Raw genomic sequence first — 23810 nt, forward strand, 5'->3', positions numbered from 1 at the left:
ATTAGTTGATTGGCGCAATCTTCTTGCTGTTTACCTTGTTTCTTTTTACCTTTTCTAGGACGTTGAGAAGGTTTTCTTCCAACCTCCTTATTACATAATTACAGTAAAATTTAATTCCAAATCTTCTTGGCAATATTAAATGCACTCCAGGCATTTGGCCAGCCAACATAAAAGGCAAGTTGGGTAATCATTGCACTAATTTCGGTTTTCGTAATGCCGTTGTCCTTGGCAACTTGCATATGGTAAGGAAGTTGTTCAAAGGCCCCTTTTGTAATTAAAGCAGTAACCGTCAAAAAAGAACGATCCCGGGGTTTCAAAGAATCTTCATCTGCCCAAACCTTGCCGAATAAAACATCATCGTTTAAAGCGGCAAATTGAGGAGCAAATTCTCCTAGTTGATCGCGACCTGCGGTTTGTTTTTTTGCCATGTTAATCATTGCCTCCTAATTGAGCGTATTCTTCGTCACTAACTGGTTCAAGCCATTCGCTTGTACCTTTAGTAATTGCTAGGTGAGAGAACCAAGAATCGTTAGTTGCCCCATGCCAGTGCTTAACGCCTGGTTTAATAACAATTACGTCACCAGACTTCAAGAGTTGGGCTGGTTGGCCAGCTTCTTGGTACCAACCTTCTCCGGCAGTAACCAAAAGAATTTGGTACCCGTTATGGTGGATATGCCAGTTATTACGACATCCCGGTTCAAAATTAACATTGGAAACGTTGATGTCAATCTCCCCAGTAGGGGCAACTAAACCGTTCAGATAACTATCACCCGTAAAGTACTTAGTAAATGCAACATTTAAATCCCCAAAACCAAATAGGTCATTTTTGACTGCTTCTTCATTTTTCATCATTGCTATAAAACCTCTTTTCTAGGTTTTAGTATAAAAAAAGGACCGATAAAACTGAAATACTCTTTTTTAGTAAAGTTTCATTCGAAAAATGAATTAAAGTTTTCGTAGCCCCTTGGCTACTTTCGATTGGAATATTTAGGTTGGGCATCCTTAATAAGATGGAAGTCCAAAAGGTCCATAAGGGTTAGTAAAGTGTTCAAAATTCTTTAGAAAGCATTGATTGTTTGATCAATCAACTAAAAATAGTGCGACTGTTCTTATTTTAAATAATTTAGGATTGCTAACACTAAATCAGCTGGTCTTTCATTCCAAATGGGACTTACAACAAGGGCAACGTCATAAATGTGAAAATAAGAATATGATTTTTTTACCATTAAAAATCACCATAATGCTGAAAAACCAGTAATATTCTCGTTTGTGAACTAAAAATTAGTAGCAAATTTATTATAGGAAAAAAGTTTTGGCGAGGTAATTCTAGATAATAGTTTTGTGAAACCGCTAACAATAATAAAAAAACTGAAATTTTTTCACTTCACATACTTTTTAGGCAGTTGGTCACAAAAGTGATTAAACCGTTTTCATTTATTTGACAAAACCTGGTATGTTTGTGAATAAACTTAATTTTACGAAAGTATTTATTTTCACAATATTGAATTATTTTCAAAAAGATTTATATTATATGTAAGCGCTAACGAAATAAAGGAGGGCATTGATAATGACACAATTAGACTTCGAAAGTCTCAAGCACACACCTAAATATGAGACTTTACAAGTACTTAACAACGATGGGGAAGTTGTGAACCCAGATTTGGCTCCCGACCTCTCTGACGATCAACTTGTTGACTTGTACAAGCAAATGCTTTGGTCCCGGGTTCTGGGTGACCGTTCCACAAAATTAAACCGGCAAGGTCGGTTAGGGTTCTTCGCACCAACTGCTGGTGAAGAAGCTTCTCAAATGGGGACGAGTGCCGCAATGGACAAGGGGGACTTCCTTTTAACTGCTTACCGTGATATTCCTGAACTGGTAAAGCACGGTTTGCCACTTGAAAAAGCATTCTTATGGTCAATTGGTCACGTTAATGGGAATGTTTATCCAGATGGTTTGAATGCTGTTCCACCTCAAATTATCATTGGGGCTCAATATGCCCAAACTGCTGGGGTTGCCCTTGGCTTAAAGAAGAAGGGTTCCAAGAATGTTGCTTGGACGTACACCGGTGATGGTGGTACTTCTCAAGGGGATTTCTATGAAGGAATTAATTTTGCCGGTTCCTTCAAGGCACCTGCATTATTCGTTGTTCAAAACAACGGTTATGCAATTTCCGTTCCTCGAAAAGTTCAATCCTCTGCTCCTGTTTTGGCTCAAAAGGCTGTTGCTGCTGGTATCCCTAGTGTTGTTGTCGATGGGATGGATATCTTAGCAGTTTACGAGGTTACTAAGCAAGCTCGTGAATGGATTGCTGCTGGTAACGGTCCAGTCTTAGTTGAAACGATTTGCTACCGGTTCGGTGCTCACACCCTTTCCGGTGACGATCCTAAGCGTTACCGTGACAAATCAGAAGAAGAAGAATGGTTCGCAAAGGACCCACTAATTCGGATGAAGAAGTTCCTTGAAAACAAGGGTCTTTGGGATGACGACAAAGAAGCTGCCTACAAGGAAGAAGTCGAAAACGACATCGACAAGGCAATGGAAATTGTTGAAAATCAACCAACTCAAAAGGTCTCTGAATTCCTTGAAAACACCTTTGACGAAACGCCAAGTGCAATTGAACGTCAAGTTAAGGAATACCAAGCTAAGGAGGGCAACTAATCATGGCTAAATTAACAATGGTTAAGGCGATCACGGACGCCATGGACGAAGAATTAGCCCGTGATGACAAAGTTTTAGTTTTCGGTGAAGACGTTGGTAAGAACGGTGGGGTCTTCCGGGCAACCGATGGACTTCAAGAAAAGTACGGTGAAGACCGGGTCTTTGATACGCCACTAGCAGAATCAGGGATTATGGGTCTCGCAAACGGGCTTGCCTTTACTGGTTGGCGGCCAGTTCCAGAAATCCAATTCATGGGCTTTATTTTTGAAGCCTTTGATGAAATTGCTGGGCAAATGGCTCGTGAAAGCTTCCGGACGGCTGGTCATTTAAAGATGCCGGTTACCCTTCGGACACCATTTGGTGGTGGGGTACACACGCCAGAACTTCACTCGGACTCACTTGAAGGTTTAGCTGCCCAAACTCCTGGTTTGAAGGTTGTTATTCCTTCTGGCCCATACGATGCTAAGGGACTTTTGATTTCCTCAATTCGTTCGGACGATCCAGTTATGTTCTTGGAACACATGAAGCTTTACCGTTCTATGCGTGAAGAAGTTCCTGATGAAGCTTACACGGTTCCATTGGACAAGGCCGAAGTAAAACGTGAAGGTACTGATGTTTCAATCATTAGTTATGGTTACATGCTCCAAGAAAGCCTTAAGGTAGCTAAGAAGCTTGAAGGTGAAGGCATTAATGCTGAAGTGCTTGACTTGCGGACGGTTGCTCCACTTGATGAAGAAGCAATCATTAACACGGTTAAGAAGACTGGCAAGGTTGTCTTAGTTCAAGAAGCTCAACGTTCTGGTGGGGTTATGAACCAAGTTGCATCCTTGATTGCTCAAGAAGCTATCCTTTCTCTTGATGCACCAATCAAGTTTGTTGGCGCTCCTGACACGCCATACCCATTCAGCGCTGCTGAAGATGAATGGCTTCCAAATGCCGATGACATTGAAAAGGCTGTTAAGGACACCGTCAATTTCTAACGAGGTGAAATGAGTAATGAGTGAAAAGTTTCAATTTAAACTACCAGACGTTGGTGAAGGAATGGCCGAAGGGACCATCGGTGAATGGCACGTTGCTGAAGGCGATACCATTAACAAGGACGACGATTTAGTTCAAATCGAAAACGATAAGTCGGTTGAAGAATTATCCTCACCAGTAACTGGTAAGATTACAAAGATTTTAGTTCAACCAGATGAAACCGCTACGGTTGGCCAAGTATTAGTTGAACTTGAAGTTGCCGATGGTGAAGGTAACGTTAGTGGCGATAATGCCGCTACTTCTGAAGAACCAGCTGCTGATGTTGCACCAGCTCCTGCTCCAGAAGCACCTGCCGCACCAGCTCAACCAGCTACTCCAGCTCAGCCAGTTGCTCCAGTTGCCGCTCCTAAGGCTGACCACAGCTTGCCTGTATTGGCAATGCCAGGGGTTCGGAAGTACGCTCGTGAACAAGGTGTTGACATTGCTCAAGTTTCCGGTACTGGTAACCATGGTCAAGTTTTGAAGACTGACATCGATGCCTTTAAGAGTAATGGTGGGGCGGTTGCCGCTGCTCCAGCCGCCAATGCTGAACCAGCAACTACGACGGTTGCGATTCCAGAAACGGCTGCTCCAGTTGCCGCTGAAGGTTGGCCAGAACATGTTGAAAAGATGTCCCCTGTACGTAAGGCTACGGCCAAGGCAATGGCTAAGGCTGTTAGTGAAATTCCGATGATCCATGTCTTCGATGAAGTAAACGTTGATAAGCTTTGGGATCACCGGAAGAAGTACAAGGAATTGGCTGCGGAACACGATGTTCACTTGACCTTCATGGCTTACATCACTAAGGCATTAGCTGTTGTGATGAAGGAATTCCCTGAATTCAACGCTAAAGTTGATATGGCAAACAAGGAAATTCACTACCGTGATTATATTAATGTTGGAATTGCCACGGATACAGACAATGGTCTCTTTGTTCCAAATATTAAGAATGCTGATCAAAAGAGTCTGTTCGAAATCGCCAAGCAAATTTCAACAAATACTGCCAAAGCTAAGGACCACAAGTTAGGCCCTGATGACATGGCCAACACTGGGATGACAATTACTAACATCGGTTCCATCGGTGGTGGTTACTTCACGCCAATCATTAACTGGCCAGAAGTTGCTATCCTCGGAATGGGTAAGATTTCCGATGAACCGGTTGTTGAAGATGGCCTTGTAAAGGTTGCTAAGGTCTTGAAGCTTTCGTTGGCTGCTGACCACCGGATTCTCGATGGTGGGACAGTACAACGGGCAATGAACCGGTTGAAGGAATTGCTTGCTGACCCTGAATTATTGTTAATGGCCTAGTGTTGTTGATGGAAGGATGATATTAAATGGTTGTTGGAGATTTTCCAATTGATTTAGATACGATTGTCATTGGTTCTGGCCCTGGTGGTTACGTTGCTGCCATTCATGCCGCTGAACTTGGGCAAAAGGTAGCCGTAGTTGAAAAAGAAGACACCTTAGGGGGGATCTGCTTAAACGTTGGTTGTATCCCATCCAAAGCAATCATTCAAGTCTCTCACAACTACCGGACAAGCCTTGATAACGAAGACCAAGGGATTAAGGCCAACGTCGACCTTGATTTCAGCAAGGTTCAAGCGTTCAAACAAAGTGTTGTTAAGCGGATGACTAACGGGGTTGCCTACCTCTTCAAGAAGAACAAGATTGATGTTCTTCGGGGGACTGCTTACATCAAGGATGAACACAACATCCGGGTTATGAACGATGACCACGCTCAAACCTACACTTTTAAGAATTTGATCATTGCAACGGGTTCACACCCAATCGAGATTCCTGGTTTCAAATTCGGTGGTCGGATTATTGACTCCACTGGTGCCCTTGCCTTGGACAAACTTCCTAAGAAATTGGTTCTTATCGGTGGTGGTTACATCGGTTGTGAATTAGCGTCCGCATATGCTAACTTTGGAACTGAAGTTACGATCATTGAAGGAACTGACCGAATTTTACGGAACTACGACAAGGAATTAACCGCTCCTGTTCTTAAGAACTTTAAGAACAAGGGAATCAAAGTAGTTACGAATGCCATGGCTAAATCAGCTAATGACAAGGGTGACAGTGTTGATGTTACCTACGAAGTTAATGGTAAGGCCGAAACGATTAACGCTGATTACGTTCTTGTTTCCGTTGGTCGGAAACCAAACACTCAAAACATCGGCCTGGAACAAGTTGGAATCAAAACTGATAAGCGGGGCTTGATTCCAGTTGATGCAGCTGGTAAAACTGCTGTTGACCATATTTACGCAATTGGTGACATCGTTGCCGGTCCTGCCTTAGCTCACAAGGCTAGTTACGAAGGTAAAATCGCTGCTGAAGCGATTGCCGGACAACCATCAGTTGTTGATTACCATGCTATTCCAGCGGTATGTTATGTTGACCCAGAAGTTGCTTCAACTGGTCTTACTCCAGAAGAAGCTAAAGAACAAGGTCTTGATGTTAAGACCGCTAAGTTCCCATTCACGGCTAATGGACGTGCAGTATCCATGAAAGCTACGGAAGGCTTTGCTCGCTTGGTCTTCTTGAAGGATACAGGGGTACTTGTTGGGGCACAAATTGTTGGGGCTGATGCTTCAAACATGATCGCTGAATTAACTTTGGCAATCGAATCTGGTAACACGGTTGATGACCTTGCCTTAACCATTCACCCACACCCATCACTTTCTGAAATTTTCATGGATGCTGCTGATGTTGGCCTTGGGATGCCAACTAACATCTAATTAAGAATGTCTAAGGTTTGTAGCGAAATCAATTACAGGTGTGATTGGTTTCGCTATTTTTAGTTAAAAAGTATGCTGAAAAGAGAGTGAGAAAGAATGCAATATTTATCAATGACGTCAAATGATATTCGGCGGAATTTGGCGACGGAACAGCATTTGATGAACAGTGATCACATGCAAGTACCTTTTATGTTATTTTACATCGAGGATTCTTGTATCATTGTTGGTCGGAATCAGAATACACTTGAAGAAATTAATCAAAAGTACTGTGAAGAACACGGTGTGACAATTACCCGTCGTCTTTCTGGCGGGGGAGCAATGTACCAAGATATGGGTAACCTTTGCTTTAGCTTTGTGGTACCGTCTAACCAAATCAAGTTTGGTGATTTTAAGGACTTGGTTAAGCCTGTCGTTGATGCCTTACATGATATGGGGGCTACCGGTGCGGAAGTAACTGGTCGGAACGATATTGTGATTGAGGGCAAGAAATTCTCAGGAAATGCAATGTATTCACGTGACGGTAAAACTTTCTCACACGGAACGTTAATGTACAACGTTAATACAGAAGTGGTTGCTGACGCATTGCGAGTTCCAAAAGATAAGATCGAATCAAAGGGAATTAAGTCTGTTCGGTCTCGAGTGACTAACATTATGCCATACCTAAAACCGGAATTCCAAAACTTGACGACCCAACAATTCCGTGATGAATTGATTAAGCGGATTATGAAAGTTGATACGATCGAAGAAGCCCAGAAAAATGAATATCACTTAACGGATGAAGACAACAAGGCAATTGATGCCATCGAAAACAAGTGGTACAAGAATGATGATTGGGTATATGGTAAGTCGCCAAACTTTACTGTTAAGAAGCGGAAGCATTTTGACGGTGGAACGATTGATGCTCGGTTCATGGTTGAACATGGTAAGATTACTAATCTTAAGATTTATGGTGATTTCTTTGGTCCTGGCGATGTCCGTAAGCTTGAAGAAACCTTGACTGGAGTTGATTATCGTCCAGCAGCTATGCAAGAAGTGTTGCAGGGTGTTGATTTGAACAAGTACTTTGTTGGGATTCCACGCGAAGAAGTTGTTGATTTATTGACAGAACAACACTAGTTAATTTGTAACGCAGTACAAGAGGATGGGGGAAAAGCTCCTCCTCTTTTTGTTTTACATACTTTAGAACTTAACCTTGCATGTTAATGTAATGTAAGCAATACTAAAATTAAGTTTCGGTGTAAAGAGGTGCTTAAAATGAATTGGGAAATTAGTTATTATCAAACGCCGCATGATAATCGGGCACAACCCTTTAAGTACCAAGAGTTGGCACAAGTTGTAAAGTTAACTCCGTTTTTGAGTGGGCAAGCAATCCAAATACTGATGACAAACGTATATGGTAAAACACCACTTAAGTTTAAACGGTTATTGCTTGCTGATCGTGAGGACTTTAGTAATGCGGTCTTAGTTCCTAAAAATGGAGTAGCTGAATTTGTGATTCCTCAAGGTCAATCAATTGGAATGGATGCAATTACTTTTCCAGTTAAAGCTGGCCAACCTTTATATTTCCGTTTGGAGGCGGATCAACCACAGACTTATGTTGATTTGGCAAGTACTTATGATCCTAGTCTGGTAAACGCAAGTATTAACAGTCGGGTAACCGGTCAACCACACCTTCGAGATAAGTGGCACCAACGGAAAAGCTGGTTTTCACTTGCTGGTTTCCGAGTTCTTCGGGAAAACAGCGCTCCTTTAGTTGAGTTAGCTGGTGATTCGTTAATCGAAACGGGGATGGTAGCTGCCGCACTCGGAAAACATCTATTAACTAATTATCCAGATCAAGTAACGATGATTAATACCGCCATTTCCGGGTCACAGTTAGTTTGTGATTCTCCGACAGATACTCCCTTATTTGCAACTTTTGGTCCGAGCTTATTGCATCGGTTAACCCAATCAACCTGGCGGCCACAGGTAATGATTGCTTCGGCGGGAGGAAATGATTTAATGATGCCGTTAATTTCCTCGCAGAAACCGGTCCCAATGGCTGAGTTAGAAGCTGGCTTTGAACAATTAACAAGGCTTGTTAAGCAACGAAGAGGAAAGTTACTTGTACCAAATCTAGGACCAAAACGAGCTAAAGATGCCGCGTATGGCGGAGGTAAAGCTAAGGTCAATCAAGCACGGGAGCAATTGAATAAGTGGCTTGGTCAATTTCCGTGGGCAGTGGATGTAACGAATGTCCTTAGTGATGATCAAGGATTCCTAGCTTCGCAGTATGATTTTGGTGATCACCTTCATTTAAGCCCGGCTGGTGGCGTAGCTTTTGCTGATGCCTTAATTCCCCAACTAGATCAATTACTTAGGGAAAGAATTTTGTAATGGAGACACGGATTCTAAAATTATTTTTTAATGGTTGCTGAAACCAATAATATTACCGAAGCAGCTCGCCGACTCCATTTAACGCAACCGACGCTTTCGCGCCAAATTCAGGATTTAGAGCGAGAAGTTGGGGTTCCCCTATTTGATCGGCAAAGTCACCAGCTTCACTTAAATGCGGCTGGTGTTTTATTTAAACAACGGGCAAAAACCATTCTTGAACTATTCGAACATGCAAAACAAGAATTAGTCTCTAGTCAAGATGAAATCACTGGGGTGATTAACTTAGGCTGTGTTGAAAGTTCAGTTGGTCCTTGGTTGATGGATCAAGTTGCTAGTTTTCAAGCTCACCATCCGGCAGTTAAGATTAACCTTTATGATGGGGACGGAGATAGTCTTCGGTCCCAATTAGATGCAGGTTTATTGGATTTAGCGGTATTGATCGAACCAGTTGAAGCGGCAAAATATAATTTCTTGACGCTTCCGGTTAAGGAAACCTGGGGAGTAATCATGAGCAAAACGGTACCTGAGGCAAAATTAAAAGCAATTGATCAAGCAACCCTGAGTAAATTGCCTTTAACTATGGGACGCCGGCCGATTGTTCGAGATGATTTAGCAGAGAACATTAAAATTAAACGAACTGATTTAAATGTTAAAGTGACAGTTAACTTACCAAGTGTTTCTAAAGCCTTATTATTAACTTGGAGATATTATCACCTTGGGATAAAGGGGGTCTATAAACAGTTCCATGATGATCGACTTATTTTTGTTCCCCTAGTGCCAGCGACTGTAAGCGGTCATCTTTTGATTTGGAAAAAGCAACAGGTACTTTCGACTGCGACGGCCGCTTTTCTTCAAACAATTACCGGTTCAAAAAAATTTTAAAAAATAAGCCTAGTTCTCGCCTTTCAGAAGGTGGTTTGGTACAATAGGGGGCGGAAATAATTTAGAGAAAAGGATGTTGAATACGTGTTAGATTCTTATTGGATACGTTTGTTGATTATTGTTTTGATTTTAGCGTTGGCGGCGCTCTTTACCTTGCTTGAATATGCGGTCGTGAAAGTTCGACCAAGCGAATTGAAAGATATGCCCCAAACAAAGACGGTCCAAAAAGCGGAGCACATGGTTAACAACCTCTCCGAATACTTATCAACGGCTCAAGTTGGGGTTACGATGACGTCATTAATCTTAGGGTGGATTGGTGATACGTATATTACGGATTTACTGTTGATGATCGATGTTATTCCAGCGGATGTCCGGAAGGTTGTTGCCCCAATCGTTGGGGTGCTGATCTTTACCTTCTTCCATGCAGTCTTCACTGACTTGGTACCAAAGAATATGGCAATCGACCGACCAGTTCCAATTTTACTGGCAATTGTCCACCCAATTCAGTTCTTCCATTGGATCTTTTATCCATTCGTCTGGTTGTTTGCAGTAGTTGCTGGAAAACTGACCAAGGCTTTGGGGTTCAATGTTCAGCCAGAAGAAGATACCTATTCTCAAAATGAAATTATGACCCTATCTAAACAATCAGAAAAAGCTGGGGCAATGGATGAAGAGGATATTTTATTCATGCGACGGGCATTTGAAATGAATGATAAGGTCGCAGCTGATATTATGATTGACCGAACGCAACTTGAAGTGATTGATCGAACAGCTAAGATTAAAGAAGCCGCCCAATTATACTTCAATAAGCGTTTTACGCGTTATCCAGTAGTTGCTAATAATGATAAGGATCATGTTGTAGGTTATATCTTCGCTTATGATATTATGCGGCAAAATCAAATTAACCCCGAATCCTCAATTCGTGATATCATTCGGAAAATTCCAACCGTATATGAAGGTGAAGATCTAACCGATGTTTTAAAGAAGATGGAACGAAAGGGAGCTCCAATTTGTTTGGTCCAAGATGAATATGGAGGAACTTCTGGGATCGTGACAGATAAGGATATCTATGAAGAAATGTTTGGGGATGTCCGCGAAGAAATTGATCACATTAATGGCGACATGATTGAAAAAGATGGCACTGATAACCGTGGTAACATGATTTACCGGGTTTCTGGAAAAACTAATCTTGGTGATTTTGAACGTTACTTTGATGTTGATATTCCTCAATTTGAAGATCTCGATGTAGCTACCTTGAATGGCTTTTTCTTGGAAGAAGAATATAGTTTAAAGTTAAATCATCCACTGCGAGTTGGTAACTTCTCCTTTATTCCGGTTGAAATGGAGAATTCAAATGTCAAAGAATTTCGGGTAACACAAATTAAGCCCAAGGATCAATCGAAAGCTAACAATTCAGAAGATAAAGTGGAAAAATAATAGTAAATAAGGGGTTGAGAACGGAAGAAATCTGTTCTTAACCCTTTTGTTATCCTTAAGATAAATTTTAAATTGGTAAGGAAAAGCTTTAATTTTTGCCAGTTTCCTCTTTTTGCTTGGGTGTTGGATTATACTGACCATACTAAACGAAAGGAGCGAATTAATTATGAAACTCATGCCGCTTTTGATGGCGATGGTTATGGCTGTCATCATGTGCGATATCGTAACGCTCTTTGTCGGTCACCCACTAATTACTGGAATTTCTTTTTTGGTAATTATTGCCGTAAGCTTGATCGTAGGAAGTTTAAGAAAAATTAATTAATAGGAATGATTAAAATGAAACAAATTATCGAGACTTTAATTGGGATTATTGCCATCATTAATCTCTGCTGGTTAATTACTAGGCACCCAGTTCTGATGGGGACATTGTTTGGGGTCTTTAGCTTCTTGTTTTTAATCCTCTTAGCGCTATGTAATGCGGCTGGCCGGGCTGATGAAGTAAAATTAGACTTCGAAGATTTGCAAGAATGAATTAAGTAGTACGTTGAAAGATGACTACAAGAAAGCTCCAGTCAATAGCCGGGCGACTTTATTTGGTGGTTACAAGTTCGAATCGAATTATATCAACCGTAAGGAAGGTAATGTTCATTAGGGTCCTGCTCTGACATGGCCATAAAATGCATTTGATCGCATAGCAAAAGTGATCAATTTAGGTTAAGTTGCGGTGAGGTAAACAAGTTTCCTGTCGTCCGCAAATTTAGGGCTAAATTTAATTAAGTCGTCTTAATTTCGTTAGATTTTTGATATACATTTCATGAAGACGGTCCTTTCTTTTTAAAGAGACGGGGGACAGCCGTCTTCTTTTTTTATACATAAAATACCATAAAAATCTTAGGTTGTTTATTATGCAGTAAATACATATACAAACTAAACGGGTCTAAAATATTTGGTACTGATCGGAGTAAGATCCTAGCAGTACCTTTTTATTTTGTGTTGGAATGAAAAAATAAATGAGATGCAGATGGAACGGGCTACAAATTATCCTTTCCATAAATCTATGTAAATTGGAGTAGTAAAATAGGTAATCCATTAAAAACAGTTCTTTTTCCAAATACACTATGATAGTAGAAACTATTAATTAAATAGTATAGCTTTGACAAATACAATTCTGGTAAAATAAAGAAGTGATAGCTTGGCATTTGCTTCTTGTTTTCCCTACGCAAGTGGGGGTGTTGCCAAGTCAAAGTGTCCAAGGCTTAGGCTCAATTTATAAAAAAGATCCCCGCTAGGTCAACCGATGAAGTAAAATTCATCGCAACCTTAGCGGGGATGACAGTTTAATACAGCGTTTAAGCGACTTGTTTGGTTCGATTGATGTAAACAATTAACAGATTAATTAAAAGGGTTAATCCGGTTAACCAGAAGACCATTGGATAGGAGAATAATCCAGAAACCAGTGAGCCGAGGAGCGCACCAAAAACTGATCCAGCTGCTTGGAAGGACTGGTCATAAGAGAAAATCCGGCCAAAGGCCTCTTGCGGTACATCAAGCGTTAGGATTGTTTGAGCCGCTGGCAGCAACCCAGCACTAGCAAGGCCTAAGATAAAGCGCCAGAAGGCTAACCACCATGGTGAATGCGTCAAGGCCATTGGTACAAACAATAAGGTCGCGATCGTTAATCCAATCATTAAGACTTTTTCTGGCCCCACGCGATCCATCACATGCCCAACTTTAGATGCCGATAGGAGATTACCTAATCCCGGCGCCGCTGCGACTACCCCGGCAATGAAGGCTAAATTATTATGATTACCAATCATATCCCGGACGTAAAGGGAAACAATTGGATCAATACTCATGACTGAAGCCTGGACGATTAAAGTGGTAATAAACATTGCGTAAATGATTTTGATATTGGGAATCAAATGCAAAAGTTCCCGCATTGGTTTCATTTCTTCCTTCTTAATTGGGGTAAAATGCTCCTCGACTAAAAATAGCGTGAATAAGAAGGTCAAAAACATCAAGCCACCGGTGATAAAGAAGGGGATGCGATAACCAAAAGCATCTGATAATGCCCCGCCTAATAGCGGGCCAACTAGATTACCAGAAACTCCCGCGGTCATCATGGTTGACATCACCCAGCCTGATTTACGGTGGGGTGTTTCCCCAGCGATTAGCGCCGTGGCGTTATTAATGTAACCCGAAAAGGCACCTTGCAGAAGGCGCATAAAGATAATCATCCAGGCACTGGTTGAAAGACCAGTTACAAAAATTGTGATTGCCATAACACCACTAGCCCGAAGACACATTAGTTTACGACCCTTTGTATCGGCCAAATTTCCCCAGTAAGGTGAAACAATTGCTTGAGAAATAAAGGTTGCCGCAAAGGCAAGACCAGAATAAATATTTAATTGGAAACGGGAAAAATGCCCTAATTCATTAATAAAGAGGGAAATGAAAGGCATCGTCATTGAATACCCCATCCCAGTGATAAAACATCCGAGCCAAAGGACAATAAAGGCACGATGCCATCCGCTGGGGAAGGGCTCTTCAGTGGTATTTACTGACATAAATCAACTTCCTTTTACTTAAATTTAACATCATCTAGGATAACACATCTGAGCGAAAATGACGTTTAAAAACTTATAATGTCACGGTTTACTGCCAACTCTCCGGATCTAACCATGATTTAATTAGGATTCGGTAGTAAGATTAAGAAGAGAAATTTGAATGAGGGAGATGTCCGCGTGAAACAAGTAGCAGTTTTTTCAGATGTTCATGGCAATACAACGGCCTTCAAGGCGATGATTGCTGATGCCCGGGCGAATGGGGCCAACGAATATTGGTTTTTAGGAGACTTATTAATGCCAGGCCCAGGAGTAGCTGAAATTTGGCGACTCTTGCAAGAGCTTCAGCCCACCCACTTGATTCGGGGAAATTGGGATGATTTAGTAATTCATGGGATCCGGGGTGATATCGACCTAAGTCGCCCTTCGCACATTTACTTTGCGCGCTTAGCCCAATTCGTTGGTGAAACTTTACCGGCCGGGGCGCTGGAAGCAATGGCAAATTGGCCGATTGCTAAGCAAATCGAAGTTGGAAATTTAAAGATCAACCTCAGTCATAATCTCCCAAATCTAAATATGGGCCAAGCGCTTTTTCCAACCAATGAAAGTGAAAAATTCGATCAACTTTTAGTTAATGGGGCTGATCTTGCCATCTATGCCCATGTTCATCATCAATTATTTCGTTATGGGACGGATGAACGGATAGTACTTAACCCTGGTTCCGTTGGTGAACCTTTTAATGGTCAACTAAAACTGCAAGCTGATATGCGCGCCCAATACTTATTGTTAACTTTTGACGACCAGGGAATTGCTGATTTACGCTTTCGGCACGTTAATTATCAACGGGAGCATGAGCGTAAACTAGCAATTCAGGCTGATCTCCCATATTTAGAGCTTTATTTGCGTCATCTCAAGACTGGTCGAGTTTATACGCATAACCAAGAACTAATCCATAAATTAAATGAAAAGTATCATTATAAAGCTGATTGTGAAGCCTATCGAACAAAATAGTTGGCAAACCATCAATCTTTCGGTAGAATATGATCTGAATTGACGGCAAATGCGATTTTGACATGTTGTTTAAAGTTAAGTTTTATTGGAGGATTTTGAATGGCTAAAAAGTCAAAAATTGCAAAAGCACAACGGCAAGCAGCGACCGTTAAAAAATATGCTGCTAAACGCGCAGCCTTAAAAGCAGCGCATGATTACAAGGGACTTTCGCTTTTACCGCGGGATGCAAGTCCAGTTCGTTTGCATAATCGCGACCAATATGATGGCCGTCCCCATGCTTATATGCGTAAATTTGGGATGTCCCGGTTGACTTTTCGGCGGCTTGCCCATGAAGGTAAGTTGCCAGGAGTCCGGAAAGCAAGCTGGTAAAGGGTTCGTTAACGACCTTTAAAGTTAATTAGCAAAATGAGGCAGGTAGGGAACTTATTTTTCCTTTCTTGCCTTTATTTATTTTTGAAGGTCACGCAAAATGATTGCGGTTGTGAAGTTTTTCCAAAATTAAGGGCTTTTTTAGCAAATAATCGATCTAACCCTTGAATTCTAAAGCATTAAACGCGAAAATAAGTTGAATAGCAGAAAAGAGGCTGAAAATGTGACGACCCAAATAGTAAACTTATTAGTGCGGCTTAGACGGACAACGTTAGGAAGAGCTTTACGGCGGACGCTTGTCGTGATCTTTCCCTTTGTTCTGGTTGGGACCTTTGCCAAGCTAATTGTCAGTACCCTATTAATGCCAGATAGTTTTTTATATTCAATTTTATTCTTAGATCGATGGGTTAATCCGGCGATCATTAAAACTTTAGCGAGTGGCTTTACGGTTCTGGGCACCGTTACCGTTGGGATGATTAGTTTATATGTTGCCTATGCAATGGCGATGTATACTGCAAAGCTTTATCAGCGGGATCCCCAGATGGCCGGGCTAGCAGGCTTAACGGTTATGTTGATGTTGGCCTATCGGGTTTCGCAGAATAATCGCGCCAACCTCGATTGGATGATAACTTCGTACGGAAATTTGTTTTTCGCCCTTGTCGTTGGTTATTTAGTCGGGCAAAGCTTTCGGTGGCTGGGAAAGCCGCGATACCAATCCACTAATAAGCATCTGGATGCAGTTTTTGAACGGACCTATGGGGCTTTTAAACCGATGCTCCTCGTCTTTGGCGTGAGTCTAATTATTAGCATTCTATTGAACTTAGCTTCATATTATAGTCTTCTCTCGCAGTTGTATGGGTCCTTACAGGCCATTGATAACGGAAACCAACCAGTTTGGCTTAAACTCTTGGTTATTCTTTTAAGTACCGGTTTAAATTGGCTAGGGTTAAGCGGGCCGTACTATAACGGTGATCTGGTGCTTGATAGTAGCCAAGCTTCGATTGACTTAACATATTTACTTACCCATCACGGTCATGGCGCAGTCCCGTATCCATATCTAACCTCGGTTTTGCAAAAATCCTTTGCTAACTTTGGCGGAACTAGTTTAACCTTAGCGTTGCTAATCGCCTTGATTTTTGTTACTAAACGCAAAAATTATCATCGCCTAATTCGGACCAATCTGATTCCGGTCCTTTTCAATGCTGACCATGGGTTTACAGTTGGTTTACCGGTTATCTTAAACCCGATCTACTTAATACCAGTGATTGGGCTCCCCTTTATCAATATTGCGATTGCTAGCTTAGGCATCGCTTGGCACTGGTATCCAACGCCTGTTTATCCAATTCCCCAAGGAACTCCGGGGATCTTATATGCCTTTTTTGGAACCAATGGGAATTGGGCAGCGCTGTTAATGACGATGGGGCTCTTAGTTCTTGACGTGATCTGTTATGTACCTTTCGTTAAACTGGCTCTCCGGGTAGACAATACGGTACAAAAACTGGACCAGGAGGCGGACTAAATGATACAACGACTAAATTCCCAACAAAAATTGACCTTAAAGTTAGTCTTGCTCGCAGTTGGCTTGATTATTATTTTAGCGATTCCTGGTTTTTTGATCATGCAGAGTTCAAATCAACAAATGGCTAAGCGACAACGGTCAATGCTCTCGCCGGTAATTATGATTCCCGGCTCATCGGCCACTAAAGAACGGTTTAATCGGTTGGTGAACTTGTTAAATAAAGATACGAATCAAAAACATAGCCTGTTGAAAGTTGAAGTTTTTAATAACGGTAAAATTACCTACAGTGGTAAAATCAACCGTGGTGATCGCGAGCCATTTATCGTGGTAGGTTTTCAAAATAATCACGATGGTTACAGCAATATCAAGCAACAAGCAAAGATGTTTAACCAGGCCTTTGAACAACTGAGTGAGGAATATCAGTTTAATAATTTTAAAGCCTTTGGGCATTCAAACGGGGGGCTAATTTGGACGCAATGGTTAGAAAATTACTATCAAGATTATCGTGATAGCATTACCATTAAATCCCTAATGACCGTTGCGTCACCCTTTAACTTTGAAGAAACTTCTACGAGAAATAAAACCCAGATGTTTACCGATTTTGTTAAGTATCGCGACCAAATTCCAAGTAGTTTGAATGTCATTGCAGTCGTTGGAAATGAAGATTCCTATACATCGGATGGCCTCGTTCCGGCTAATTCGGTCCTTGCGGGAAAGTATATCTACCAAAAACGGGTTAAAAACTATACTTCGATGACGGTTACTGGGGAACAAGCGCAACACTCAAACTTACCGCAAAACCAGCAAATTGTGAAACTAATTGAACAATACTTGCTTGACTCGACGAAGCAACGTCGGCAACCGGAAGCGAGGACCACCGGACAAAATTAGTAAATGAAAAATTGGATAGTTAGCCGGAGTTACTGAGTAACCTTCGGATATGACAAAGAGACCGGGAAGAAACAAGCGCTTCTTCCCGGTCTCTTTATGATTAAAGATTTTCGTCAGTATTAAAGTTAAGTGCGCAGTAATCAGTCATCTTGGTGATTAGTTGAAGGCTTAACTGCTTATAGGCGTTTAAAACGTCAGTGGCAAAATCGTTACTTTGGCGGGTGAGATAGGCCGTCCGTTTTGCTGCCGGCAGATCCTGACTTGCTTGGTCGGCTTCATTAACCATTTGGGTTGCTTTAATCCGCATTTCCTTTTGCACATCCCGCAAATCTGGTAAAAAGTCATGGAGGTGACTATCAACTAAAACGCTCGCATGCTTAAAAATCCAGTAAGCTGAATTGAGCTGGGCGGGTAACTTTCCCCGTTTGTAGGCAGCCAAGGTCGTGGTTAGGTCAGCAAAGAAGGGTACAAAGGTACTTTGATTGGCAACACCCATTGCTAACCAGTGCAGATTATTGCCGTTTGGCCGATTTGTTTGTAGGACGTGCGACTCTTGGGTTTTGGCTAAACTAATTGGCCGATAGCGGTGCTTTTCTTCTTCACTTCCAGTTCCAATGGGGTCGTATGGGGTACCTTGGAAGTGACTAGCGAGGTAATTTTGGGCGTCAATGACCGATAACTTACGTTCTGGCCTCATCAAGAATGGCAAATCCTGGCTTTCGGGTGTTTCGAGTACGGCTGCCTTCGGACTAAACATTTGATGGCCATACCAAACCCGAGGGGTGGAATAAATCGCATCTGACCGATCATGAGTACCAAAAATTTCGCGGAAATTGAAACCATCATCAGCGGGATTTAACTGGTTTTTGGTTACAAATGCTTGAATTTGGGGATGGAACATGAAATTATCGGGATCATCAAAGTTAATTTCTTGAATCGCCAATTGGTTACCTACCACCGCATAAGCATCATCTGGAATTCGTTGGGCCACCCAGTAATGGCCAGCCGCAGACTCAAAGTACCAGGCTTCGTCGTCGTCGGCAAAGAGAACCCCGTTAGTTTCACCGGTCCCGTATTTAGCAATTAAATCCCCCAGGCGTTGCACGCCTTCACGGGCCGTTTTAACAAAGGGGAGGACTACCGTTACCATGGCTTCCTCATTTAAGCCGTCCTTAACTAAGGGGTCAAAGCCCAGCACGCGCTCATTGGTATAAGCACTTTCGGTTGCACTCATTGCAACGTGGTATTCGTTAATGCCGGCTTCTTCAAAGAGGCCATACTTATCGGTCCATTCAGGGGTGGCGGTGTATTTGAAACTGTCAGTTGGCAAATCCAGACTCAGGCCGGTTTCCTTGGAAACAAAGTGATCACCAACTTTGCCCCGTTCGTGAACGACGAAGTGCTTTGGCCAGGCAGCCTTAGCGTCTTCATTTCGCCCAATCATTATGGTGCCATCAATTGAAGCTTGTTTACCGATTAAGATACTCGTACAAGCAGATAATTTTTTTTGCATCTCCACACTCCTCCAAAAAAGTTTTGTTACTTTAATTGTAGCTTATTTTGAAAGTTTAAGAAAATTTATTTTCTCCAGAGTTTACAACTGGTATTTTTTTTGAACTTGCGGTAATCTATGTAAATGAAAATTTTCACAGGAGGGTAGTATGACTCAACTTTCAATGTTTATTGTTGTTTTAGCCGCCTTAGTGATTCCGATTATGATGGCCCGGTTTAAAGTCACCAGTGTGCCGACGGCCGTCGCGGAAATTGTGGTCGGGATTATCTTGGGAAAAACAGGCTTTAATTTAGTTCAGCAAAATAGCACCCTGAGCTTACTTTCGGAAATGGGGGTTATTTTGCTGATGTTCTTATCGGGGATGGAAATTGATTTTAGTTTGTTTAAAGCCAAGCCGAGTGAAGATGATAACCAGGCGTCACCGGTTAAATTAGCTTCTTTGGCCTTTGCGGGAATTTTAGTGGTTGCTACCATTTTAAGTTACGCCCTTAAATATACCGGTCTCTTCCCGGACCCGCTCTTAGCAATTATTCTTTTCTCCACGATTGCTTTAGGGGTGGTAATTGCCACTTTGAAAGAAAAAGAAATCCTCAGTAAGCCAATGGGCCAAACGATTCTCTTAACGGCAGTGCTTGGGGAAGTAGTACCAATGTTTGGCTTGACGGTTTATGCCACTTTAAACGGTGGTAACGCTAGTCGCCTTTGGCTCTTAGTTTTGCTGTTTTTAGCTGCCATTGTACTACTTTATCGTTTTAAACAGCCGTTTATTTGGTTTAACAAAATTACCAAGGCAACGACCCAGCTCGACATTCGATTAGCCTTCTTTTTGATTTTCACCTTAGTAATTATTGCCGAACAGGTTGGCGCAGAAACAATTTTAGGAAGCTTCTTAGCCGGGATGGTGATGAAACTCCTTGAGCCGCACGAGTCAACGGCTGAAAAGTTAACATCAATTGGATATGGTTTCTTTATTCCGATCTTCTTTATCATGACTGGGGTTAAGTTAAACCTGCGCGAATTATTCGCAAATCCGCAAGCCCTAATGTTAATTCCAATTTTGGTAGCCTGCTTCTTCATTGCTAAGCTCGTCCCAATTTTGGTATATCGGACGCGTTTTTCAAACCGGAACTCCATGGCGGGCGGTTTCCTAACTGCTACCACGATTACTTTAGTTTTACCATCCGTTCAGGTAACGCAAAGCCTACATGTGATCACTAATACCCAAGCAGGAGCTTTTATTTTAGCAGCGGTGCTGGTCTGCATTTTCGCTCCAATCATTTTCAATTCGGTTTATAAGCTTTCCAAGGAAGACTTAATCAAGCAACGGGTTGTTTTAATTGGCGCTAACATGATTACCGTGCCGATTGCGCAACAACTTTCCAATGAATGGTACGAAGTTCATGTGGTTACCACAGTGGAAAAGAATTACAAAACCTACAATAGTGAAGTGAAAAATCTGGTTCTCTTACCAGAAATTTCCAAAGAGAGCTTAACCAAGGCGGGATTAAATGACGTCGATATTTTAGCAGCCTGTTACCTTGATGATGAGCAAAACTATGAGTTTGCTCAAGCGGCCCTCCAAAGTGGAATCAAACGGATTATTGCCTTTCAAAATAGTCGCGCGGTTAATAATGAACGCATGGATCAATTAGTGGCCCAAGGGGTTGAGATCTTTAACGCCTTTAACGTCGAAACTAGTGTCTTGCGGGCCTTGATTGAATCACCATCGGTAATGCAAATGTTAACTGGTACCGAAACTGGCCTTTATGAAGTTCGCGTGGTCAATCATCGGTTTACGGGCCGGCAACTGATGGAGCTACCATTTATTGATAAGATTACGGTTAGCCGGATTCGTCGGCGGAATCATTGGATTGATCCGCACGGAACGACAGTCTTGGAATACAATGACCGCCTGATTTTCACAGGTAAAAAAGAGGATGTTAACACCATTCGTCAACAGCTGCGGAAAGCTAATTAGCCCTGCAGTGCAGGTTAATATTAAGTATGGTAAAATATCTTTACTAGCAAAAGGAGGGTACAAAGATGCCATTAGTACACATTGAATTACTTGAAGGCCGGACTCCCGAACAACTTAAGGGACTTGTTGAAGACGTTACGGCAGCAATTGCTAAAAACGCTAACGTTCCAGCAGAACGGATTCACATTGTTTTAAGTGAAATGAAGCATGATCATTACGCAGTTGGGGGTAAGCTAACCAGCGAAAAGTAACCCCGCTTTAACCCTCCTTGGTCGTTTGGCTACGGAGGGTTTTCTTATTATTCAGAAACGATGGTCAAAAGCCATGGCCAGCGAGGATAATCTAGATGATAGATTATTTGATCCTTCGCAGACCAGAGCTGCTTCAGACCGCTTTTCGAAAGGATGTTAAACGTGAGTGAAGAACAATATGTAATGGCGATTGACGAAGGCACCACTAGTGCCCGGGCAATGATCTTTGACCATGCTGGTCAAGTGGTAGCAATCGCCCAACGCGAATTTCCCCAATACTTTCCGCAACCTGGCTGGGTCGAACACGATGCCTTAGAAATTTGGGATGCCGTTCAGGCAGTAATTGCGGACGTCATGATTAAAGCCCAGATTCAACCGTATAAGATTGCTGCGATTGGCATTACTAACCAACGGGAAACAACGGTGATTTGGGATAAACATACGGGAAAACCAATTCATAAGGCGATTGTTTGGCAATCTAAGCAAACGGCCCCACTTGCCGAAGCCCTGGTTAAAGAGGGCTTAACTCATGAAATTCACCAAAAGACGGGCTTAGTAATTGACTCCTATTTTTCAGCAACTAAGATCAAATGGCTCTTAGATCATGTGCCGGGTGCCCGAAAAAAAGCAGCGAACGGCGATCTCCTTTTCGGCACGATTGATACCTGGCTCTTATGGAACCTAACCAGTCACCGAGTCCACGCTACCGATGTTTCTAACGCTTCGCGGACGATGCTGTTTAATATTCACACTTTAGACTGGGATCAATCAATTTTAGATCAACTCGACATTCCCCGGGCGATGTTGCCAACGGTTAAGCCATCATCCTCAATTTTTGGTTATACCAATGATTACCATTTCTACGGAGTACAAGTACCGATTGCGGGGATGGCTGGGGATCAACAAGCGGCGCTCTTTGGTCAAGCAGCCTTCGAAAAAGGTAGTGTCAAAAATACTTATGGCACCGGGGCCTTTATCGTGATGAACACCGGAGAAAAACCGGTGCTTTCCAAGAATGGTCTCTTAACCACGGTGGCCTATGGCCTAGATGGAAAAGTTAACTATGCTTTAGAAGGGAGTATTTTTGTGGCTGGTTCGGCCATCCAGTGGCTTCGGGATGGGCTTGAATTCTTTAAATCGGCTAGCGAATCTGAAAAGATGGCCGTTGATGCGAAAACGACCGGTGGGGTATACGTAGTCCCATCCTTTACGGGGCTTGGCGCACCGTATTGGGATCAAGAAGTTCGGGGAGCAATGTTTGGCTTAACCCGTGGAAGTAACCGGGGGAACATTATTCGGGCCACCTTACAGGCAATTGCTTACCAAACCAAGGACGTTGTAGAGACAATGGTCAAGGATACGGGGCTGACTTTAACCCATTTAGCAGTTGATGGCGGTGCCAGTCGGAATAATTACCTCATGCAATTCCAAGCTAATCTTCTCCAAACTCCAGTTGTCCGGGCCGCCATTGAAGAAACCACGGCCCTTGGGGCAGCCTACTTGGCCGGATTAGCGGTTGGCTTTTGGAATGATCAAGCGGAACTAGCCCGCTTGAGTAAATTAGGGGAACACTTCCAGCCAACGATGCCAGCTCAAAAGGCAAAGCAATTATATCAAGGCTGGCAACGGGCAATTAAAGCGGCGCAGCTATTTAGTCATGAGTAATTTAAAAGAGGACCAAATGATGAAGGAAAAAACAGTTTTTCACGTTAACGGTTATTTAGGTTTAATGCTTGCCCTGGTCCTGTTAGGGATTGGGGGGTGGTTCATATATTTACAAAGGATGGTCTTAGGAATCCTCTTGATCCTGTTAGGGTTACTGACGGGGTCTTCATTAACGGTTATCCAACCTAATACAGCTAAGGTAATAACCTTTTTTGGTAATTACCTTGGGACAATCCGGGATGCTGGTCTATTTTTAACGGTCCCATTAACTAACAAGGATACCATTTCCTTACGGGTACGTAATTTTAACAGTCAGGTTTTAAAAGTTAATGATCTGAAAGGAAATCCCGTCGAAATTGCCGCGGTCATCGTTTTTAAAGTCGTTGATACGGCCCAGGCCTTATTTGCAGTTGATGATTACGAAGAATTTGTCGAAATTCAATCTGAATCAGCGATCCGGCATGTCGCGAGTGAATATCCTTACGATACCTTTGAAGATGAAGGAGCTTTAACCTTGCGGGGAAATGCAACTGAAGTATCGGCGAAGCTAACTCAAGAACTTCAAGCACGCCTACAAGTTGCCGGAGTTGAGGTCATGGAAACGCGGTTAACTCATTTAGCTTATGCCACTGAAATTGCTTCGGCAATGCTCCAAAAGCAACAATCAGCCGCGATCCTAGCCGCCCGGCAAACGATAGTTGATGGGGCGGTATCAATTGTTGAAGATGCAGTTGAACGGTTGACAAAAGAGCTAGATTTAAATTTGTCAGATGCAGATCGGCTCGCTATCATCAATAATATCCTGGTCGCAATTATTAGCGAACGCGGAACACAACCGGTAATTGAAACAGGACAGCAAAAATAAAAATGATCAAGCGGGGTGAAAGACATCACTCCGCTTTTTTTGTTGCAATTGTGAATGTCACATATTTACTTTAAC

The 23810-nt window shown here is 42.3% G+C and carries 22 protein-coding genes; 18 read left to right on the forward strand and 4 right to left on the reverse strand.

The window, feature by feature from the left end; translation table 11 throughout:
• Positions 1–110 precede the first annotated feature (110 nt).
• Both GTO83_RS04970 and GTO83_RS04975 read right to left on the reverse strand, forming a co-directional pair.
• Positions 111–428 carry a carboxymuconolactone decarboxylase family protein gene (locus GTO83_RS04970; protein WP_180872007.1) on the reverse strand — a complete coding sequence of 106 codons (318 nt, stop codon included), beginning with the start codon at positions 426–428 and terminating at the stop codon, positions 111–113.
• Between the two features lies 1 nt (position 429).
• On the reverse strand, positions 430–852 hold the full coding sequence (locus tag GTO83_RS04975) for a cupin domain-containing protein (RefSeq protein WP_180872008.1): 423 nt from the start codon (positions 850–852) through the stop codon (positions 430–432).
• A gap of 715 nt (positions 853–1567) precedes the next feature.
• Here GTO83_RS04975 and pdhA point away from each other — a divergent pair.
• The 10 genes from pdhA to GTO83_RS05025 all read left to right on the forward strand — a co-directional run bounded on the left by pdhA (position 1568) and on the right by GTO83_RS05025 (position 11640).
• Positions 1568–2659, forward strand: a complete 1092-nt coding sequence (gene pdhA, locus GTO83_RS04980; RefSeq protein WP_180872009.1) for a pyruvate dehydrogenase (acetyl-transferring) E1 component subunit alpha — start codon at positions 1568–1570, stop codon at positions 2657–2659.
• 2 nt (positions 2660–2661) lie between these two features.
• Positions 2662–3639, forward strand: a complete 978-nt coding sequence (locus tag GTO83_RS04985; protein WP_180872010.1) for an alpha-ketoacid dehydrogenase subunit beta — start codon at positions 2662–2664, stop codon at positions 3637–3639.
• A 16-nt stretch (positions 3640–3655) separates the two neighbouring features.
• Positions 3656–4984 carry a dihydrolipoamide acetyltransferase family protein gene (locus GTO83_RS04990; RefSeq protein ID WP_180872011.1) on the forward strand — a complete coding sequence of 443 codons (1329 nt, stop codon included), beginning with the start codon at positions 3656–3658 and terminating at the stop codon, positions 4982–4984.
• A gap of 26 nt (positions 4985–5010) precedes the next feature.
• The gene (lpdA, locus tag GTO83_RS04995; protein WP_180872012.1) at positions 5011–6414 is read left to right on the forward strand and encodes a dihydrolipoyl dehydrogenase; all 1404 of its coding nucleotides are present in this window, start codon (positions 5011–5013) and stop codon (positions 6412–6414) included.
• Positions 6415–6510: 96 nt separating this feature from the next.
• Positions 6511–7530, forward strand: coding sequence for a lipoate--protein ligase (locus GTO83_RS05000; protein WP_180872013.1), 1020 nt, complete (start codon positions 6511–6513; stop codon positions 7528–7530).
• A 138-nt stretch (positions 7531–7668) separates the two neighbouring features.
• Positions 7669–8790, forward strand: coding sequence for a GDSL-type esterase/lipase family protein (locus GTO83_RS05005; protein ID WP_180872014.1), 1122 nt, complete (start codon positions 7669–7671; stop codon positions 8788–8790).
• 30 nt (positions 8791–8820) lie between these two features.
• Positions 8821–9672: a LysR family transcriptional regulator gene (locus GTO83_RS05010; protein ID WP_370524343.1), complete on the forward strand. Its 852-nt coding sequence runs from the start codon at positions 8821–8823 to the stop codon at positions 9670–9672.
• Positions 9673–9756: 84 nt separating this feature from the next.
• A complete protein-coding gene (locus tag GTO83_RS05015) occupies positions 9757–11109 on the forward strand; it encodes a hemolysin family protein (RefSeq protein WP_180872015.1) in 1353 nt (450 codons plus the stop codon).
• Positions 11110–11275: 166 nt separating this feature from the next.
• Entirely contained in the window at positions 11276–11431 is a 156-nt protein-coding gene (locus tag GTO83_RS05020) for a hypothetical protein (RefSeq protein WP_180872016.1), read from the forward strand.
• Positions 11432–11445: 14 nt separating this feature from the next.
• Positions 11446–11640 (forward strand): hypothetical protein, encoded by a 195-nt coding sequence (locus GTO83_RS05025; protein WP_180872017.1) that lies wholly within the window; start codon positions 11446–11448, stop codon positions 11638–11640.
• 818 nt (positions 11641–12458) lie between these two features.
• Here GTO83_RS05025 and GTO83_RS05030 read toward each other — a convergent pair.
• Positions 12459–13676 carry an MFS transporter gene (locus GTO83_RS05030; RefSeq protein ID WP_180872018.1) on the reverse strand — a complete coding sequence of 406 codons (1218 nt, stop codon included), beginning with the start codon at positions 13674–13676 and terminating at the stop codon, positions 12459–12461.
• Positions 13677–13853: 177 nt separating this feature from the next.
• Between GTO83_RS05030 and GTO83_RS05035 the strand changes: the two genes are divergently transcribed.
• From GTO83_RS05035 to GTO83_RS05050, 4 genes are all read left to right on the forward strand, one after another.
• A complete protein-coding gene (locus GTO83_RS05035; RefSeq protein ID WP_180872019.1) occupies positions 13854–14684 on the forward strand; it encodes a metallophosphoesterase in 831 nt (276 codons plus the stop codon).
• A 99-nt stretch (positions 14685–14783) separates the two neighbouring features.
• Positions 14784–15053 (forward strand): 30S ribosomal protein S14, encoded by a 270-nt coding sequence (gene rpsN / locus GTO83_RS05040; RefSeq protein WP_180872020.1) that lies wholly within the window; start codon positions 14784–14786, stop codon positions 15051–15053.
• A gap of 223 nt (positions 15054–15276) precedes the next feature.
• Entirely contained in the window at positions 15277–16572 is a 1296-nt protein-coding gene (locus GTO83_RS05045; protein WP_180872021.1) for a PTS transporter subunit EIIC, read from the forward strand.
• A complete protein-coding gene (locus GTO83_RS05050) occupies positions 16573–17463 on the forward strand; it encodes an alpha/beta hydrolase (protein ID WP_180872022.1) in 891 nt (296 codons plus the stop codon).
• 100 nt (positions 17464–17563) lie between these two features.
• On the opposite strand, the gene GTO83_RS05055 is transcribed toward GTO83_RS05050, so the two are convergent.
• The gene (locus GTO83_RS05055) at positions 17564–18976 is read right to left on the reverse strand and encodes a C69 family dipeptidase (RefSeq protein ID WP_180872023.1); all 1413 of its coding nucleotides are present in this window, start codon (positions 18974–18976) and stop codon (positions 17564–17566) included.
• 148 nt (positions 18977–19124) lie between these two features.
• Here GTO83_RS05055 and GTO83_RS05060 point away from each other — a divergent pair, with 148 nt between their 5' ends.
• The 4 genes from GTO83_RS05060 (at position 19125) to GTO83_RS05075 (ending at position 23735) form a co-directional block, all read left to right on the forward strand.
• Positions 19125–20954, forward strand: a complete 1830-nt coding sequence (locus GTO83_RS05060; RefSeq protein WP_180872024.1) for a monovalent cation:proton antiporter family protein — start codon at positions 19125–19127, stop codon at positions 20952–20954.
• A 65-nt stretch (positions 20955–21019) separates the two neighbouring features.
• Entirely contained in the window at positions 21020–21205 is a 186-nt protein-coding gene (locus GTO83_RS05065; protein WP_180872025.1) for a 2-hydroxymuconate tautomerase, read from the forward strand.
• Positions 21206–21367: 162 nt separating this feature from the next.
• On the forward strand, positions 21368–22870 hold the full coding sequence (glpK, locus tag GTO83_RS05070) for a glycerol kinase GlpK (RefSeq protein WP_180872026.1): 1503 nt from the start codon (positions 21368–21370) through the stop codon (positions 22868–22870).
• A 19-nt stretch (positions 22871–22889) separates the two neighbouring features.
• Positions 22890–23735, forward strand: coding sequence for an SPFH domain-containing protein (locus tag GTO83_RS05075; RefSeq protein ID WP_180872127.1), 846 nt, complete (start codon positions 22890–22892; stop codon positions 23733–23735).
• Positions 23736–23810: the final 75 nt, after the last annotated feature.

The sequence above is a fragment of the Lactobacillus sp. 3B(2020) genome, assembly GCF_013487845.1.
In the GTDB taxonomy this organism is placed as follows: Bacteria; Bacillota; Bacilli; order Lactobacillales; family Lactobacillaceae; genus Limosilactobacillus; species Limosilactobacillus alvi.

Coding starts and splice junctions, on each gene's coding strand:
- GTO83_RS04970 (WP_180872007.1), bottom strand. CDS start 428: ATGGCAAAAAAACAAACCGCAGGTCGCGATCAACTAGGAGAATTTGCT.
- GTO83_RS04975 (WP_180872008.1), bottom strand. CDS start 852: ATGATGAAAAATGAAGAAGCAGTCAAAAATGACCTATTTGGTTTTGGG.
- pdhA (WP_180872009.1), top strand. CDS start 1,568: ATGACACAATTAGACTTCGAAAGTCTCAAGCACACACCTAAATATGAG.
- GTO83_RS04985 (WP_180872010.1), top strand. CDS start 2,662: ATGGCTAAATTAACAATGGTTAAGGCGATCACGGACGCCATGGACGAA.
- GTO83_RS04990 (WP_180872011.1), top strand. CDS start 3,656: ATGAGTGAAAAGTTTCAATTTAAACTACCAGACGTTGGTGAAGGAATG.
- lpdA (WP_180872012.1), top strand. CDS start 5,011: ATGGTTGTTGGAGATTTTCCAATTGATTTAGATACGATTGTCATTGGT.
- GTO83_RS05000 (WP_180872013.1), top strand. CDS start 6,511: ATGCAATATTTATCAATGACGTCAAATGATATTCGGCGGAATTTGGCG.
- GTO83_RS05005 (WP_180872014.1), top strand. CDS start 7,669: ATGAATTGGGAAATTAGTTATTATCAAACGCCGCATGATAATCGGGCA.
- GTO83_RS05010 (WP_370524343.1), top strand. CDS start 8,821: ATGGTTGCTGAAACCAATAATATTACCGAAGCAGCTCGCCGACTCCAT.
- GTO83_RS05020 (WP_180872016.1), top strand. CDS start 11,276: ATGAAACTCATGCCGCTTTTGATGGCGATGGTTATGGCTGTCATCATG.
- GTO83_RS05025 (WP_180872017.1), top strand. CDS start 11,446: ATGAAACAAATTATCGAGACTTTAATTGGGATTATTGCCATCATTAAT.
- GTO83_RS05030 (WP_180872018.1), bottom strand. CDS start 13,676: ATGTCAGTAAATACCACTGAAGAGCCCTTCCCCAGCGGATGGCATCGT.
- rpsN (WP_180872020.1), top strand. CDS start 14,784: ATGGCTAAAAAGTCAAAAATTGCAAAAGCACAACGGCAAGCAGCGACC.
- GTO83_RS05050 (WP_180872022.1), top strand. CDS start 16,573: ATGATACAACGACTAAATTCCCAACAAAAATTGACCTTAAAGTTAGTC.
- GTO83_RS05055 (WP_180872023.1), bottom strand. CDS start 18,976: ATGCAAAAAAAATTATCTGCTTGTACGAGTATCTTAATCGGTAAACAA.
- GTO83_RS05060 (WP_180872024.1), top strand. CDS start 19,125: ATGACTCAACTTTCAATGTTTATTGTTGTTTTAGCCGCCTTAGTGATT.
- GTO83_RS05065 (WP_180872025.1), top strand. CDS start 21,020: ATGCCATTAGTACACATTGAATTACTTGAAGGCCGGACTCCCGAACAA.
- GTO83_RS05075 (WP_180872127.1), top strand. CDS start 22,890: ATGAAGGAAAAAACAGTTTTTCACGTTAACGGTTATTTAGGTTTAATG.